This window comes from Paraburkholderia sp. RL17-347-BIC-D (genome assembly GCF_046027915.1).
In the GTDB taxonomy this organism is placed as follows: Bacteria; Pseudomonadota; Gammaproteobacteria; order Burkholderiales; family Burkholderiaceae; genus Paraburkholderia.
This window is the reverse complement of record NZ_JARESS010000096.1, coordinates 1-16,179: the sequence shown is the minus strand read 5'-3', so window position 1 is coordinate 16,179 and position 16,179 is coordinate 1. Positions and strand designations below refer to the sequence as shown.

Annotated in this window: 12 protein-coding genes and 2 pseudogenes; 10 read left to right on the top strand and 4 right to left on the bottom strand. The window is 57.2% G+C overall.

The window, feature by feature from the left end:
• Nucleotides 1–759: 759 nt before the first annotated feature.
• Nucleotides 760–1,035: a hypothetical protein gene (locus P0D96_RS45835; RefSeq protein WP_408320772.1), complete on the top strand. Its 276-nt coding sequence runs from the start codon at nucleotides 760–762 to the stop codon at nucleotides 1,033–1,035.
• A gap of 722 nt (nucleotides 1,036–1,757) precedes the next feature.
• Nucleotides 1,758–1,861: pseudogene (locus P0D96_RS48790) on the top strand (IS6 family transposase); the annotation flags it as partial.
• Between the two features lie 225 nt (nucleotides 1,862–2,086).
• Here P0D96_RS48790 and dmpG read toward each other — a convergent pair.
• Genes dmpG through P0D96_RS45820 form a run of 3 tightly spaced genes read right to left on the bottom strand, consistent with a single transcriptional unit; the run spans nucleotide 2,087 to nucleotide 4,988 of the window.
• Nucleotides 2,087–3,127: a 4-hydroxy-2-oxovalerate aldolase gene (gene dmpG / locus P0D96_RS45830; protein WP_408320770.1), complete on the bottom strand. Its 1,041-nt coding sequence runs from the start codon at nucleotides 3,125–3,127 to the stop codon at nucleotides 2,087–2,089.
• On the bottom strand, nucleotides 3,124–4,083 hold the full coding sequence (locus tag P0D96_RS45825) for an acetaldehyde dehydrogenase (acetylating) (RefSeq protein WP_408320768.1): 960 nt from the start codon (nucleotides 4,081–4,083) through the stop codon (nucleotides 3,124–3,126). Before P0D96_RS45825 ends, dmpG begins: the two co-directional genes overlap by 4 nt.
• A gap of 17 nt (nucleotides 4,084–4,100) precedes the next feature.
• On the bottom strand, nucleotides 4,101–4,988 hold the full coding sequence (locus tag P0D96_RS45820) for an aldolase/citrate lyase family protein (protein ID WP_408320766.1): 888 nt from the start codon (nucleotides 4,986–4,988) through the stop codon (nucleotides 4,101–4,103).
• Nucleotides 4,989–5,562: 574 nt separating this feature from the next.
• On the opposite strand from P0D96_RS45820, the gene P0D96_RS45815 reads away from it, so the two are divergent.
• The 7 genes and pseudogenes from P0D96_RS45815 to P0D96_RS45785 all read left to right on the top strand — a co-directional run.
• Nucleotides 5,563–6,510: a fumarylacetoacetate hydrolase family protein gene (locus P0D96_RS45815; protein ID WP_408320764.1), complete on the top strand. Its 948-nt coding sequence runs from the start codon at nucleotides 5,563–5,565 to the stop codon at nucleotides 6,508–6,510.
• Between the two features lie 789 nt (nucleotides 6,511–7,299).
• Nucleotides 7,300–8,226 carry a helix-turn-helix domain-containing protein gene (locus P0D96_RS45810; protein ID WP_408320762.1) on the top strand — a complete coding sequence of 309 codons (927 nt, stop codon included), beginning with the start codon at nucleotides 7,300–7,302 and terminating at the stop codon, nucleotides 8,224–8,226.
• A 367-nt stretch (nucleotides 8,227–8,593) separates the two neighbouring features.
• Nucleotides 8,594–8,746: a hypothetical protein gene (locus tag P0D96_RS45805; protein WP_408320760.1), complete on the top strand. Its 153-nt coding sequence runs from the start codon at nucleotides 8,594–8,596 to the stop codon at nucleotides 8,744–8,746.
• A gap of 91 nt (nucleotides 8,747–8,837) precedes the next feature.
• Nucleotides 8,838–9,665, top strand: coding sequence for a 3-methyl-2-oxobutanoate hydroxymethyltransferase (gene panB, locus P0D96_RS45800; RefSeq protein ID WP_408320758.1), 828 nt, complete (start codon nucleotides 8,838–8,840; stop codon nucleotides 9,663–9,665).
• A gap of 237 nt (nucleotides 9,666–9,902) precedes the next feature.
• Nucleotides 9,903–11,057: an IS110 family RNA-guided transposase gene (locus P0D96_RS45795; RefSeq protein WP_408320756.1), complete on the top strand. Its 1,155-nt coding sequence runs from the start codon at nucleotides 9,903–9,905 to the stop codon at nucleotides 11,055–11,057.
• Nucleotides 11,058–11,536: 479 nt separating this feature from the next.
• Nucleotides 11,537–12,562 carry an IS110 family RNA-guided transposase gene (locus tag P0D96_RS45790; RefSeq protein WP_408320752.1) on the top strand — a complete coding sequence of 342 codons (1,026 nt, stop codon included), beginning with the start codon at nucleotides 11,537–11,539 and terminating at the stop codon, nucleotides 12,560–12,562.
• A 263-nt stretch (nucleotides 12,563–12,825) separates the two neighbouring features.
• Nucleotides 12,826–13,156, top strand: a pseudogene (locus tag P0D96_RS45785) (transposase); the annotation flags it as partial.
• A gap of 670 nt (nucleotides 13,157–13,826) precedes the next feature.
• Here the strand turns inward: P0D96_RS45785 and P0D96_RS45780 are convergent.
• Nucleotides 13,827–14,777 carry a LysR family transcriptional regulator gene (locus tag P0D96_RS45780; RefSeq protein ID WP_408320750.1) on the bottom strand — a complete coding sequence of 317 codons (951 nt, stop codon included), beginning with the start codon at nucleotides 14,775–14,777 and terminating at the stop codon, nucleotides 13,827–13,829.
• A 105-nt stretch (nucleotides 14,778–14,882) separates the two neighbouring features.
• Here P0D96_RS45780 and P0D96_RS45775 point away from each other — a divergent pair, with 105 nt between their 5' ends.
• Nucleotides 14,883–15,902 (top strand): zinc-dependent alcohol dehydrogenase family protein, encoded by a 1,020-nt coding sequence (locus P0D96_RS45775; protein WP_408320748.1) that lies wholly within the window; start codon nucleotides 14,883–14,885, stop codon nucleotides 15,900–15,902.
• The last annotated feature ends 277 nt before the right edge of the window (nucleotides 15,903–16,179 follow it).

Here is a 16,179-nt window from a genome sequence, read left to right as displayed (position 1 = left end):
ACTCGGATTTCCCATGTCTCACTGCTGGAGGGTCCCCTGAGCGGGGACATACTCTATACGCCCCAGTCAATGACAGACCCAGGAGTTATGCGACAGCAAACTGCGATCTGGGGTTGAACGCGGAACGCTGACAGCGCACGCGACTGAATAGTTGAATAGATCGGTGGGTAGAACGCCCGAGCACTTTAGGCCGGGTTGCTGCCGGCTCCACGTGCTTGAATAGGGTAGAGACAAGACCACGTTGAGCCATCAATTCTCGTCATCGATAACTTTGCCGCTTACGGGATAGAGCGTTGCGACGTTGATACCACGAAGTTTGTAGACCCTCCGTAATGACGGAGCTGGATTCCCAGATACGCGACGGGATGCTCCGATAAGCGCGTAATCGAACACACGTAGGATTGCTAAACAGGGCCAGCTGGCGAAAGTCGTCTGAACAAAGTTCAGACGGCGATCCCCGGGCCGGCCGTTTGTCGTCGGTCGCGACGGCGAGCCGACCTGACGATTCGACGGCTGAACAGGCTGACGCGCTGCGCGACGCCGTAGCTTTTTTGAGATCGCAAAGGTGCGGCTGGCCGCGCCAAGCATGACCTGCACATAAGGAGTTGCGTCCATTGGCACCAAGAGCGCGTGTCGCTCATCGTGTTGGCATTGCCAAAACCGGAAACAGCGCCGGTCGTCATCCTTGGGAAGAAGAGTCTCGTTCGTCGCTGACGACGATGTGGAGGACTGTTGAACGTTCTAGAAGGGGTTTAAAAATTGAATCAAGCCAACGACGCAATCGAACAAATGGGCAAGATTGTGACCACCAACACGAAGACAGTGAGTCTACTCGGCGCGCAATCTATGGTATTGGGGAAGTTTTTTGATGCAGTGCTGCCGCACCTCACGACGAAGCAGCGCGCCGAGACCGCCGAGACATTCAGGCAGGGCATCAAGGAAGCCAGGTCGCTGATGGATGATCTGAAGCTGCCTGTGGAGTATCACACCGCTATGCTTGATCTCACAAATGCCATCCTCGCAACACTTGACTAGGAATCGTCCAGGCATAGGCTGGACTAGCCGGAAAAATCGGGGGTAGTCTGCTTTAGACCTCGGCTCGCTGACGTAAATATCCGATGTCAGCATCTCCTGATCAGTTTTTTTGTTGGATACGCGTACTAGACGGAGCTATTGTGTGCACTTGGCTCTTTATCAACTGCCGGTTGGGCATATCGCACGATATGTCCGAAGCAGTGCGCCGCTAGCAGAGCGGGTCACGGCCAGAATCCAAGTAGCCGCCTGAGCTGTATCGTGGCGCACATGCTATGGCATGTGCGCACGGATCGCGTTGCCGAACAAGCACAAGAACCTAGGAAGCGGGGATGAGGATGACAGGCCGGCCGCCATCCCCATTGAAGAATAAAAAATCAACAGCTATTTGGAAAACGCAGCGAGCACCGGGTATCCGCGAGCGGTGCCTCGGTATATGAGAGCGCGGTTCAACCGACAATGCAGTTTGCTCTCTCGAATCTCTGGTGGCAGGCCGTAAGTTGTTAAACGACTGGATGGTAGCGCTCCCGGTAGTGAGCGACGGACGAATACCAAAGGTGGACATTTGGCATCGCAAATAGTCGCCCGCTCTGCCTCAAGGACTTAGCAACATCCAATGATCGATTGCCGTCGGATAGCTGCCGGAAATCCAGTTCGCAGTTTCGGCGGTGTTGGATGGCACGCCACGCAATGAGCGAAGAATACCTCGGGCGAGAATCATGAGTAACGGCGTCGGGCAGGGCGATCGCGCCATCAAACGCATCGCCAAACCGATGATGGGCTTCGAGAATTTCAAGTGCTTACAAACATCATTCTGTCGAGCATCGAACTAACGTAGCTGATCAGGCAATATTAGATCAGTGGCACTCGAATTCGGGTCACTGCGGCCTACCAATTCTATTCTTTTGATGCGTTAGTAAAATTCTGCGCATAATCTTTAATTCTCTCATCCATCTGTCGCAACCGCCAAAAGACGCAATCATTTCGATGGAAATGGATTCGCGAGGGACTCCAAGAGTAGTTACTCGAGGAGCCCCTCGCGGTCACAGCGATCCTAACCGTGCTGGGTGACAGGACGAGCATTCTGGCGAAGCAGATCCAGGGCAGCATCCACGATCATGTCTTCCTGGCCGCCTACCATTTTCCGGCGACCAAGTTCGACGAGGATGTCAACCGTCTTCAGCCCATATTTGGCCGCTGCGAGCTCCGCGTGGCGCAGGAAACTCGAATAGACGCCTGCGTAACCCAGCGCGAGCGTTTCCCTATCCACGCGCACGGGTCGGTCCTGCAACGGTCGGACCAGATCGTCGGCGGCGTCCATCAGCTTATATAGATCACAACCGTGGTTCCAGCCTTGTCGCTCCACGGCGGCAATGAACACCTCGAGCGGCGCGTTACCCGCACCCGCACCCATACCGGCAAGGCTTGCGTCGACGCGGTCGCAGCCCTCTTCGACGGCAACGATCGAATTCGCCACGCCGAGACTTAAATTGTGGTGTGCATGCATCCCCGTCTGTGTCTCTTGCTTGAGCACATCCTTAAATGCACGGAACCGGTCGCGAATATCATTCATACCAAGTGCGCCGCCCGAGTCCACGACGTAGACGCAGGTTGCGCCATAGCTTTCCATCAGCTTTGCCTGCGCGGCAAGCTTTTGAGGTGTGGTCATGTGGCTCATCATCAGAAAGCCGACCGGATCCATGCCCAGTTCGCGTGCGAATTCAAGGTGCTGGCGCGAAACATCAGCCTCCGTGCAATGCGTGGCGACCCGTACGATGCGGGCGCCCGCATCGTAAGCGTTGCGTAGATCGTGCGTGGTGCCGATGCCTGGAATCAGCAACGTGGCAATCTTCGCAGTTTTCACACTTTCAGCGGCCGCCGAAATCCACTCTACATCGCTATGTGCGCCGAATCCATAGTTGAAGCTTGATCCATCGATGCCATCGCCGTGCGCAACTTCGATGCTGTCGACGCCAGCTGCATCAAGGGCGGCTGCTATTGACTTGACATTGGCAACGCTATATTGATGCCGGATGGCGTGGCTGCCGTCGCGCAGCGTCACGTCGGAAATGTAGATCTTTTTATTGAGAGTCATTGTGCAGCCTCCTTGATGCCGCGTGTGATGCCTGAAGCCAGCCGACGTTGTGCCACTAGATCGCCGCAGGCGAGGGCGGCGGAGGTCATGATGTCGAGGTTGCCGGCGTACGAAGGCAGATAGTGTGCTGCTCCTTCGACTTCGAGAAACACCGATGTCTTCAGGCCGTGTATCAAACCGCCATCAGGTATGTTCAGCGGTTTATCAGCCGGAATCACGTCGAACTGCACCTGCTGTTTAAGTCGATAACCTGGTACGTAGGTCTGCACCTTCGCGATCATCTTCTCTATGCTTTCTTCGATGGCTCGTTGATCGGCCATTTCAGAGAGGACGAACACGGTATCTCGCATAATGAGTGGCGGCTCGGCCGGATTGAGTACGATGATCGCTTTTCCGCGCGTGGCACCCCCGAGCTTCTCGATCGCACTGCGCGTGGTCTCAGTGAATTCATCAATGTTGGCACGAGTGCCAGGGCCCGCCGACTTGCTTGCAATCGACGCTACGATTTCCGCGTAGTGGACCTTTGCAACGCGTGAGACAGCCGCAACGATTGGAATGGTGGCTTGCCCGCCGCATGTCACCATGTTCATATTCGTCGCGTCCTCTTCCTCCAGATTGATGGCGGGAATGACATATGGGCCGATAGCGGCAGGAGTTAGGTCAATCACCTGCACACCGTGCGCCTGCAGCACTTCATTGTGGTGTTTATGTGCGCCGGCGGAAGTCGCATCGAATACGATTTCGATATCCTTAAAGACGTCGAGGGACAGCAGGCCGGCAATACCTTCGGCAGTTGTCGCCACACCTAGACGGGATGCACGCGCGAGACCGTCTGAGCTGGGATCGACGCCAACCATTGCGCCCATTTCAAGATACTTGCTGTTCCGTATCACCTTGATCATTAGATCGGACCCGATGTTGCCGGACCCAATAATTGCTACTTTCGTCTTGGTCATTGCGTATAAACTCCTTGCTAGTGATCAGTTCTGGGTGCGCCTGCTTGCCTGAGCGGCGGATCGTAAGTCTTGAGCGAAGTTGGTGAGGGTGAAACTGATGTGTGCTCTGTCAACATCGGTCGCCACGAACCTCGCGCCGCAATCGAGCCAGGTTTTTTGCCCCCGTTGCCGTGGGTGAGAGGTCCCCGGCGCGAAGCTCGCATCAAGTGCACGGGGAGTCGTTTTGATAATTGCGGCATGCATTGCCGCATGATTGATTTGCTCGGGTACTCCCAGTGCATGGGACAGGCCGACCGGACCCAGGCAGTCGGGGATGCCCGTGATGCTGGCAAATACTTCCAGCCCTCTGAACCTTCAATCATCGGGAGAGCGGCGGCTTCGTTGTTTGCCGTCTCAAACCAACGTGGAGAGCAACCGTAGCCGCCGGCTCGCATCCATGGATTGGCGCCATACGCACCTTCCGGCGCGAAGCGAGCGGCCCGTACTGCTTGTGTTGTCTCTTGGATTGATCGGATCTGGGGGACCAACACTCCAGCTGCACCTGCGTCGAGCACCACATCGATTAGAGAGGCATCATTGCATCGCACTCGGGCGATAGGAAAAATGCGATGGGCCCTTGCTGCGAGGATCAGAGCGGGTAGCGTTTCGGTTCCATAGCTGCCATGTTCTGTATCGAGAATAGTGCCGTCAAATTCGGATTCGGCGGCGATTTCGACGAGCTCCAACGTTGGAACGATGGAGAAAAGCGCCAGGAGAGGCTCGCGTTTATCGATCTGATAGTTGCGCCTAATCAATTCATGCGCGTTGAAAATTCGCCGGTTCGGAGTGTCCGAAAACCATGGCACGTTGGCCAGACGTCGGACGCGGCGACGAACGTCCGTCACGCCAAAATCAAGCTTCTCCATATCACGCGTTCTCCTTGCATCCCGTCTAATTTCGCCAACCAGACTTTGGTCAGCAGTCACGTCAATTCGGCCATTGGTTGCACCAATGTAATGCTTGGTGTGACCAATTGTCAACTACTTAGTCACCATTTAGTGATGTATGAACTTAAAAAAGACTGTGGCGCTGACCTGCACCTCTACCTCGGCGACGGAACTCGGTAGGCGAACGGTTTCGCAAGGTACCCGATCCAATGTGCCACGCCACGTTGATATTGCGACGGGTAGTGAGGCAACGCCCCTGAAGGTTTTATCCGTAGATGAATGCCTGTGGCTAGGTAGATCGGGACTTAGGTCAAGCGGCGATCCATACCCAGTTACTGCGTGAGCTGCTGTTTTCCGCTCGTGTAGATGCTTGGGGGATCCCGTTCTCTTGAGCGGAAATCGGAACCGGCGATCACAGGGCCGGCAGGGGAGTGGCGCGATGATTAGTGTTTTTTTGGTTGAACCATGTCGGCTAATGGTGTAACCTTGGTTTTGAGGGCGAGGTGTCGCCATCAACAAACGAACAGGGATACCCCGGGAGCAAAGGATAAGGATGAAAATCGTTAATTTCACAGTCAGCGGCTTGCGCCGACTTGGTTTTCTGCTCGATGACGAGATGATCGATCCGTTAGCGACTAGCATCGGAGAAAGATCGGACAACAGGGCTCTGTTTGCCGATACCGCAAGCTTCATTCGTTCTGGCGCGGCTGGCCGGGAGGTGGCGAAAGCAATCGTGAACTCCGGCGAGGGCAGGCACTCGCTTGGTGACGTGCGATTGACCTCGCCGATTCTACCTTCGACTATTCTCTGCAGTGGTAGTAACTATCGCGCGCATAACGCTGAAAAGGTCGGCGCTCCTATCAGCGGCAAAGAGCCGGAGTTTTTCGTGATGACATCGGACTGTGTGGTGGGGCCCGATGAGCCGATCGTCTTCGACCCCGAACTTACACAGAAGCTCGATTGCGAAACCGAACTGGCCATTGTCATCGGTCGAGAAGGTCGACACATTCCGGTTGAAAGTGCGCTTGATTACGTTTTCGGCTACACGGTTGCCAACGATGTCACCGCAAGAGATCGGCAGGTTCGTCGATCTCCTGAAGGTTTCACATGGTACGAAGTGGGTCGTGGAAAAGCCTTCGACAGCAGTTCGCCGCTAGGACCCTGCATTGTCACCGCTGATGAGATCGGTGATCCGCAGACTCTGACACTGCGTACCCGGATCAATGGAGAGTTGCGTCAATCAAGTCCGACTGCCGACATGATCTGGACGTGCGCGGACCTGATTCATTTCTTCTCGATCAACTTCACCCTACGTCCCGGCATGGTCATCCTGACCGGAACGCCCGCAGGCACGGCTTGGTCGACCGACGCCGAACTCGGCGGAAAGTGGCAAGGCCAGGAGGGATTGGTCGCGGCGACACGCTATTGCTTGCCAGGTGACGTCATCGAAAATGAAATCGATCGTATCGGCATCTTGAGGAATGCGGTCGTTCACATCTGAAGACCTCGCGCCGAAAACAAGAACAGCCAGATTTTGGCTGTTCGGCGCGTAGGGGGTGTTGCGTTGGAAGGGTGTTGGCCGAAGCTCGGCGACAAATTCGGGTATGCAACAACGGCTAGGCAGCGATAGCGCCGCCGAGACAGTTTCATATCCGAGATGCGGGATTCGGTCGACACCATCGGTTATGAAGTGTGCTGCTACTGAGTTTTCCTCATGCAGCGCAAGGTGACGGAGTTGCCGGCCGCGTGCCGCATTGAGCTTGCCCGTGAGGTGGCGAATGTCATCTCGCCTAGGTTGTTGGTGATGACCGACGAAGGGAATACTTCCTATGCAGCTAATTGGACCCATACGGCGCAACGTTCGATTTACCTGCGCAGATCGACGCGACGGGAAAGACGACCAAGGGGCCATGCGATAGCTACTCGGGGAGCATGGGTGCTCTCCACCTGTAGCGATCACTGACGACCGAAGGAGTTACGCAATGTAAGAAAAGAAACTCGTAGAATGTTCGAACCGGTCACCGCGGGTAGGCGAGAAGCGATTCATTGTTTCAAGTCAACACGATGTCTGCACCGATTTGGATGAGTACACGACTTGAGGGCATATCTGTTCTTGCACAGCGGCTATTACGCGAACTTGCAACAGAGGTGGCAGGCTGACCTTCACGCCATATGAAACGGTAACAGGGAACGTCATGCTGGAACGACCATCAATATATCTTAGCAATACTAAATAAAAACACCATAAGTTGATAGACATTGACCGATTGTGACATTGCTGTAGGAGACGATGATGCCTGAGATATTTGCCATGCACGAAGGAGCGTTCGGTCGCATTTCGCTGCTGCCATTGCGGACGTGTTTAGTTTCCCACGCGCACTCTGAAGCGCATATCGTCTGGTGGCTCGGTGGCGCTGACGCTGAAGCGAGGATAGGCACGCAGGTTTTCCGCTTCAGCGAGACGCACGCTGTTGCGGTTAATCCGTTCGAGCAGCACGACGGGAAGCTTTTGTCGGCAACTGCGCCAGCCATTTTCCTTTCGGCGTACATCAATAAGGAGTGGTTGGACAAAAGGGCCGCTACGGCAGGTAGGCCGTTCGTGTTTACCTCCCCGCGTATTGCCGTCAGTCCTGAGTTGCGCGCCAGTCTATGGAAGGTTTTGGACCTGATAATGTTCCACCCGGAACTGCAAGAGAAGATTGAGATTGCAGCTGAGGAGCTCATTAGTGGTGCAATTCAGGCGTCGCTGGTTGCGCACTCACCAGGTCCATTGGCTGCAGGCATCCCGCTGCTCAGTCGCAAGTTGAGGTTGGCGATAGCGCTCATGCGCGAAAGAGTTGATGTACGTGCAACCATCGACGAGATTGCGAGCGAGGCAGGATTATCGAGGGCACGACTGTTTGCGCTATTTCGCGACCAACTGAACACCACGCCACAGGTGTTCTGGAGCGCAATTCGCCTTGAGGAGGCTATTCGCAAGCTAGTGATCGGAGATGTACCCTTGATAAATGTTGCCGATGAACTGGGATTCTCTGCGGCTAGCAATTTTTCGCGTTTCTTCAAGGAGCATACTGGGGTTTCCCCTTCCGATTACAGGCGCGCAGCGACAGCCCCGCGTGCTGGTATGACGTGCGACGCCATCGGGAAATTGCTGTATTTCGTGAACGAAAATTTGCATGACATTAGCATTGCTAACGGTATCGCCAATATAACGTAAGAATTTTTGAATGAAATAACCACCGTCCTAGGGCTAGCAAGAAACCCCGTATTCGCATTGCCGGTGCATTCGCTACCCCAGTCGCTTCGGGTGCTCGGTCAAACGGACCGGTCGCCAGTGCGCAGGTTCGCTCTGAGGTGGTTGAGCTCGCACAAGCTGATCGGCGTCCAGGAGACGGTCGCACGACCTATCTGGCCGAAATTCAGGCTGCTGAACCAACGTCACTGAGAAAAACCGCGCGGCAAGCGTCGACGGCGATGTGTGCGGTTCGCAACCTGGAACGCGTCGCGGCTGCACTGGAACGACTGCCTCATGGCACGCGGAGAGACGCTTGACTTCACAGACAAGGCACAAGTGAACGCGTTTTGTGCGCGTCGACGCGTTCGACCACCTTGTCTACACTATCGGTGAAACAGCGCTCCTGCAAGACCTTGAATATCTGAGCACCGAGGCCGCACAGCGAGCTTTCGACGTGCGCTACTGGGGCGCGCTCAAGGCCGTCAAATCTGCGGTGATCTAAGTACAATGCCAAGGATCCTCACTGGCGATACGCTGTCGCCAAAACTCCGTCCACTGCAATAGCACGCTTTCTTTAACGACGAGAATTCGAAATGACCTGCTATCTTCAAGAGAGCAAAAGCACCGCACGCAAGGCGGTCACGGCACCAGCGCTGATGAACATGAAACTAGCTGGCGAGAAAATCGCGATGCTGACCTGCTATGACGCAAGCTTTGCTTCGTTGATGGACCGCTGTGGAATCGATATGCTGCTGATCGGCGACTCCTTGGGCAACGTGTTGCAAGGCCATGCCACGACGTTGCCGGTCACCGTCGAAGATATTGCGTATCACACAGCGTGCGTTTCCCGTGGAAATCGGTCTGCTCTGGTGGCCGCTGATATCCCGTTCGGCGCCTACGCGACGCCCGAGTCTGCGTTTGAAAGCGCGGTGAAACTGATGCAGGCGGGCGCGCAAATGGTCAAGCTTGAAGGTGGTGCCTGGTTGGTCGATACCGTGAAATTTTTAACGGAACGCGGCATACCAGTGTTCGCCCACCTTGGATTGACACCACAATCGGTTCATCGTCTTGGTGGATTTAAGGTTCAAGGGAAAAAAGCGGAGGATGTCGAAAAATTGAAAGCGGATGCACTGGCACTCCAGGAGGCGGGCGCATCACTGCTGCTGATTGAAGCTATCCCGGCGGCGGTGGGCAAAGAACTGACTGACCTGCTTCAGATTCCGACCATCGGAATCGGCGCCGGTCCAGACTGTTCTGGTCAGGTGCTTGTGATGCACGACATGTTGGGTGTATTTCCCGGCAAGACCGCTCGCTTCGTGCGTAACTTTATGGATGGAATGCCGAGTATCGAAGCCGCTATCGGCGCCTATATCAAGGCTGTAAAGTCGAGGGCATTCCCTGGCCATGAACACTGCTTCTAGTCCGCACTCGGGATACCTTCAGCCTTCTCGCCACTAGACAGCAGTGCATCAACCCGGCTGCCATCGCAATCCTTCTATCGACACCGCGATTGTCGACGATCTCTGCGTGGGAAGGGATTGTGCATAGTAACGCTCAAAGACTAGAGAATGAAAGATCCTATGCAGGACGGGCCCACGGAACGCGCCCTACGCCGGTCGTAAAATCAGCCGTGTGGCCGTTACTCAAAGGAGAGGATCATGCGCACAGATCAGGCAAACATGACACATTCCGAAGCGCCCGTGCTGGCAGTGTCGCTGGAACTGGCTGCGGCGAAGTGGAAGGTTGCGTTACATGATGGTCGGCGCGATAGCCCAGCGGTGCACACGGTAGCGGAGCCACAAGCCGTATCCCGTCTGCAGGCGGTGCTAACGTTGATCGGGCAGCAAAAGGAGAAATGGGCCCTGCCAGCGGATGCACGAGTCGTCGTCAGCTATGAAGCGGGTCAGGATGCGTTCTGGATCTTTCGGGCGCTACAGGCTTGCGGGATCGAATGTCATGTCGTCGATCCTGCGAGCATCCCGGTTGAACGCCATAAACGGCGCGCAAAGACTGACCGGCTCGATGCAATCAAACTTGTCATCAGTCTGCGTGCGTGGTTACGTGGCGAACGTGATCGCTTGCGGGTGATCCGGGTGCCATCGACGCAGGACGAAGCGTCCCGCCATCTGATGCGCGATCGCGGGCAACTGCAGAAGGAAGTCCTCCAGCATCGTGACCGCATGCGCAAGCTGCTGGTCACACTCGGTTGCTGGGATGAGGTCGATAGCAGGAAGTTCGCCGGCCGACTCGCTCGCGGAGAGCTACGGTGTCACGATGGTGCACCACTCCCGGCAGAGCTCCACGAACGGTTGGTTCGCGCGTGCGCGCGGCTGACACTCGTCGAGCAACAACTGGCTACCTTGGAGAAGACGCGCGAAACCAGCCTGCCCGAGCCTGCGCGTGAGCGAATCGATCGCCTCACGCGCCTGAACGGCATTGGGCCAGTTGGCGGATCCAGACTGGCGCTAGAACTGTTCTGGCGGCAATTCAGCAACCGCCGTCAGGTCGGTGCATGTGTTGGCCTCGCGCCGCAACCCTTCGACAGTGGAGAAAGCCGCGTGGATCAGGGCATCAGCAAACAGGGCAACCGGCGAGTGCGTGCGCTGCTCATCGAGATGGCATGGTCCTGGCTGCGCTATCAGCCAGGCAGCGCGCTCACGCTCTGGTTCCATCGGCGCACGCAGGGTACGCCCTCGAGTCGCCGAATCCGGCGGGTTGCGATCGTGGCGGTCGCCCGCCGTCTTGCGATTGCGTTGTGGCGTTATCTGCAGGATGGCGTATTACCCGAAGGCGCCCAGTTGAAGTCTGCATAATCCCTGAAGGGTAGACAGAAGGGAGGGAACCGTCCGTTAGCCAATTAGCGAGTCCAAACGGTCTGGAGTGTACGCGTCCGTGGGAAGTCCTGGTTGCCTGTAGTGCAACCGATTGAAAGATGGGACGCGTGCCCCGGAGATATCCGGGCGAAGCGCGCATGCAGGATGAGGCTGGTCACACCGTTGGCCAGCGGATAGAAGGTGAGTGCAGACCTTGAGTCTCACGAGCGCGATTGATCGGCCTCAGATTAGTCATGGAAAGATGTGACGGACCTTAATGCAAACACTGCTTTCTCGTCGCTAAACTGCAGTCCAAAACATCGGCAACCAGCTGTTTGTCAAGCCACAAGCGGCTTGACAAACAGCTCCTCATAGAAGGGACTTCCCCGTCCCGAGGCTGCGGCGGAAGCCGCGAGTCGGCATCGACGTGCCATGATGAAGTTTCGAACGTTCATCAACACCAGCGAGAGGGGAAGTCCATGCCTATTGTCACTGTCGGAATCGATCTTGCCAAGAATGTATTCGCCGTTCACGGTGTAGATGAAGCCGGTAAAGCGATGCTGGTCCGGCCGCGTGTTCCGCGCGATCAGCTGGTGACGTTGATCGCGCAGTTGCCAGCGTGCCTCATCGGGATGGAAGCGTGCTCCGGCGCACATCACTGGGCTCGCATGTTCCAGCAGCACGGCCATACGGTCAAACTCATGGCGCCCAACCTTGTGGCGCCTTATCGCATGTCCGGCAAGCGCGGCAAGAACGACGCAGCGGATGCAGCTGCGATCTGCGAAGCGGAGACGCGCCCGAGCATGCGTTTCGTACCGCTGAAGGACGAACATCAGCAGGCAACGCTTTGCCTGCATAGGACACGACAAGGTTTCATGGAAGAGAGGACCGCGACCTACAACCGGTTGCGAGGCCTGCTGTCGGAATTCGGCGTGGTGCTGCCACTGAGTCCGGATAAGTTGCGCAGGCACATCACGGAGCATCTGGACACATTGCCTGGCTGGGCGAAGCGTAGTATCAGCGATCTGCTTGAGCATGCCGGCAATATCGAGGACCGCCTGCTCGAATACGATCGTGCGATCGCTGAGATCGCGCGTGAGGATGCGCGTAGCAGGAGGCTCATGCAGTTGCGCGGCATTGGCCCAACCACAGCAAGCGCGTTGCTCGCCAGTATCGGTGCCGGGCACCACTTCAGAAGCGGCCGCCAGGTGGCAGCCTGGATCGGACTTACGCCCGGGCAGTACAGCAGCGGCGACAAGGCGCGGCTGGGCAGCATTACGAAGGCAGGCGACGCCTACCTGCGCGGCCTGCTGGTCAACGGAGCTCGCGCCGTCATTGCCAGTCTCGGCGAGAAACAGGACCGCTTCAGCCGGTGGGTCAGAACCCTGGTCGAACGCCGGGGCTACTGGCGGGCAGCGATCGCGATCGCCGCAAAGAACGCGAGATTGGCGTGGGCCGCGCTGAAATATGGCGATGACTTCAAGCTCGACCCATTGGCCGACTGATTTCGGTTCGAGCCTGTCGATCAAACGCCAACGAGACACGAGCACGGATATCATGAGCACATAGAAACGATCACTTTGCACTGCCAGCGGTGATGTGAAGCGGGTTGGACCCGCGCGGGGCGTACCTGACTAACACGGCGGGGATATCCATTCCCGGCTAGAGAATGAGACCTCCGTGCGCGTCTTTCATCAGGGTCCGGGCTATTAGCCCAACATGACCGGTTGTAGAACCGCAGTCCTTCACCTTCTCACATAGACCGGCGCGGCATTGGCAACGCTGGCGGAATGCGGGCCGCTTTGAGGCAATGGTCAGAGCGCGATCTGCGTTTGGTAGTCCGGGTCGCTCAGGCGCGTCATGGCCAGCCCTGCGCGGTGATTCTGGACGGGCGCACGTTGCAGTCGAGCCGCGAAAGCGGACCGCGTGCGGGTTACGACGGTCATAAGCGCGAGCGAGGCAGCAAAGTACATATGGCGGTTGACACACTCGGCCTGCTTCTCGCTGTGCACGTTATGTCGACCAACAAGCAGGAGCGTGCGCAGGTAGCCGAACTTGCACGACAGGTTCAGCAGGCAACCGACCAGACAGTCAAACTGCCGCCGTGAGGCTGCACACTCGGTCCCGCTCGCTCGACGAGTCGAACGTCGGATTGGCAAAACAGTGGTTTTAGAAGGTAATCACGCCGCCCGGCGCCAAGGCCGTGAACGGGGACGTCATGACGTGAGATCATAATGCTCCTCCTGCCGGCTTCCGTGTCCGTGAAGTCAGGCGCGTGCTAACAAAGATACCAAGACGACCACGCGCGGTGCAGTTGTGCGGCGCGCGGCGGCTTCGCTGCTTTGCTCTCAGCGCCATGCCGCATGGTGCCAGGACGGTCCGATCTGAACTCCAGCATCATTCGCACGAAACCCGATGCCATGAGGGTTCCTGTCCGAAAACAGTTGGCTTGTGTTTGCACACCGACCTCACCGTTCGTGCTTCATGCGAATGCGGGTGGGATCGCATCATCGACGCAACAGAATGGCCGCAGAAGTATCCGAATTCAACGGACGTTTGGATCATCGGCGACATTCATATTTTTGCGGATATGCAATTGCGCAAAAACTGAGCAGTCAACGCGTTTAATTCATCGTAGCGAAAACTAACCGTGTCACTCCGCACGGGGATCTACGGCGAAGGCCTTATCACAATCGCACTAAGCAGCAACGAAGTCAGGCCGTCGCGCGCGCAGTAGTACTCGGCAATATCTGAGCTTGTGCGCGTCGATCAAGGCGGGTATGGCGGACCAGCAAGCTGATTTGCCGGTCGCAGGGACGGTGGAATGGCGTCTAACAGCGTGTCTATCACTACTCGCAACTTGTACGGCAGATAGCGCGTCCGGGGCCAAATAGCATGCAACGGGACCATGACCGACGAGGCTTCACCGAGGACACGGACGAGTGCACCCGACTGCAAATATTCGTTCACTAGCCAATACGGGACGTGTGCAAGCCCAGCACCATCGACAGCGGCGGCAGCTATCGCCCCGATGTCGTCGAATCCAATCCTGTGCGCGATTTCCGTCTCCACCATATGCCCGGTCGCGTCCGTCAGTGGCCAAGGGAATGCCCGACCCCCGCGCATATAGTTGATGCCTCGGTGTGCGGCGAGATCGGCAAGATCACGCGGCGTTCCGTGGCTCTCCAGATAGGCGGGCGACGCACAGAGTACCATGGGCTGCTCGCCGAGTCGGCGCGCCACAATGGCATCGCTGTCGGCTAGGAGACCACTGCGGATTGCGAGATCGATGCCGTCGTCGACGAAGTCGACTAAGCGATCAGTGAAGATCCCCTCAAGCTGGAGCCGCGGATAGCGCTTCGCCAGACGTAGCAAAACGGGCGTCACGTGCAAACGACCGAAAACTACCGGGGCGCTTATCCGTACCCGACCTGCCGGCTCGTCGCGCCCTGCTTCGAGGATGTGCTGCGCGGCGTCCAGCTCCTCCAATGCACGGGCGCAACGCTCGTAGAAGACCTGGCCATCGTCAGTCAGGCTCTGACTACGCGTTGTTCGCACGAAGAGTCTGGTCCCCAGCCGCGCCTCAAGTCGGGCGATTGATTTGCCCACTGCAGAGCGGGTCAGCCCCAATCGCGCCGCCGCCTGCGCGAAGCTTCCCGATTCTACTGCCGCCACGAAGGCGCTAATTCCGGCCAGCCGATCATGTGAGACAGGTTCCACTTATTGGTTCCATTTTATCTGCATACTGCCGATCAATATGAAGCACTCCGTAGTCCACAGAACCATTATCCTGCGTCTCTCATCATATTGATACGGGAGAACGCTATGCCGTCTTCGATGCAACGCTGGCAATTGTCTACCTATGGTCGTGCAAATCTGAAACTAGCCGAAGTCCCTGTGCCGGTGCCCGGCCCTGGGCAGGTGCTGGTGAAGGTGCAAGCCATCGCATTGAACTATCGTGATCTGCTGATCACCCGGGACGGGATGGGCATGCCATTGCCGCTGCCCCTCGTGCCAGCTTCCGACATGAGCGGTGAGGTTGTCGATATGGGACCGGGCGTCACTAGCTTCGCGGTGGGCGACGCTGTGATCAACACTTTCTTCTCCGACTGGGTCGATGGCGTCCAGCCGCGCACTAGCGTGATGCACGGCGCTCCCGGGCCGGGCATGCTGTCCGAATATGTCGTGCTCGGCGAGGACTCGCTTGCGCTTGCGCCGCGTTCGCTGGACCCGGTTCAGGCCAGCACACTAACCTGCGCCGGCCTGACTGCTTGGTTTGCGCTCACCGAGAATGCGTCGACTCGTCCAGGCGACACCGTGGTTGTGATCGGAACCGGTGGCGTCGCCCTGTTCGCAGTGCAGATCGCGCGAGCTCAGGGTGCACGGGTCGTCGTGATTTCCGGCGACGACGGCAAGCTGGAACGCGTCAAGCACCTGGGCGCTGCCTACGGCATCAATCGCAAGCAGACGCCGGACTGGGCCGCAGTAGTGCGTGAGATTACTGGTGGACGCGGAGCCGACCACGTTGTTGAGTTGGCCGGCGGAGATAACTTCGGCCAGTCGCTCGCGTCATTGACACAAGGCGGCCGCATATCGGCTATCGGCATTCTGCAGGGAGACGAGCTGCGGACCTCCGTCTTTCCGCTGCTGGAGACACGCGCCACTCTGCAGGGCATCGCGGTCGGGCCACGGCGTGCGCTAGAAGACCTGGTGCGCGCGGTCGACTGGCAGGAACTGAAACCCGTGATCGAGAGAACGTATCCGTTCGATCAGCTCCCAGCCGCTCTAGACCACTTGGAACGAGGCTCGTTCGGTAAGCTCGTAGTGACCGGCCCCGGGGTGTAAAGCCGTCAGGAGTGGGAGTTTCGAGACACGTGGCGGAGAAATTTTGCCCTGGACTTTGAGTTTTTGCCGCCATTTTTTGATCTCACGCCCCCGCCGATGGCAGTCGTAACAGGCTGGCTGCTCGCAAAGCGATGTGGAGTTTCTCTTGGGCTGCAGCGATCCTAGTTCCACAGTAGGTACGAGGACTGCATCACCTCGCTTTCCGGACGCTGAGCTGGTGAACGGCAGCGTCCAATATGCTGCCAACGATCGCGATCCGAGGACATGGTAAACGGCA

What these genes read in the sequence shown, in the direction of transcription:
- panB (WP_408320758.1), top strand. Translation starts at nt 8,838, where the DNA reads ATGACCTGCTATCTTCAAGAGAGCAAAAGCACCGCACGCAAGGCGGTC.
- P0D96_RS45810 (WP_408320762.1), top strand. Translation starts at nt 7,300, where the DNA reads ATGATGCCTGAGATATTTGCCATGCACGAAGGAGCGTTCGGTCGCATT.
- P0D96_RS45790 (WP_408320752.1), top strand. Translation starts at nt 11,537, where the DNA reads ATGCCTATTGTCACTGTCGGAATCGATCTTGCCAAGAATGTATTCGCC.
- dmpG (WP_408320770.1), bottom strand. Translation starts at nt 3,127, where the DNA reads ATGACTCTCAATAAAAAGATCTACATTTCCGACGTGACGCTGCGCGAC.
- P0D96_RS45825 (WP_408320768.1), bottom strand. Translation starts at nt 4,083, where the DNA reads ATGACCAAGACGAAAGTAGCAATTATTGGGTCCGGCAACATCGGGTCC.
- P0D96_RS45775 (WP_408320748.1), top strand. Translation starts at nt 14,883, where the DNA reads ATGCCGTCTTCGATGCAACGCTGGCAATTGTCTACCTATGGTCGTGCA.
- P0D96_RS45820 (WP_408320766.1), bottom strand. Translation starts at nt 4,988, where the DNA reads ATGGAGAAGCTTGATTTTGGCGTGACGGACGTTCGTCGCCGCGTCCGA.
- P0D96_RS45795 (WP_408320756.1), top strand. Translation starts at nt 9,903, where the DNA reads ATGCGCACAGATCAGGCAAACATGACACATTCCGAAGCGCCCGTGCTG.
- P0D96_RS45815 (WP_408320764.1), top strand. Translation starts at nt 5,563, where the DNA reads ATGAAAATCGTTAATTTCACAGTCAGCGGCTTGCGCCGACTTGGTTTT.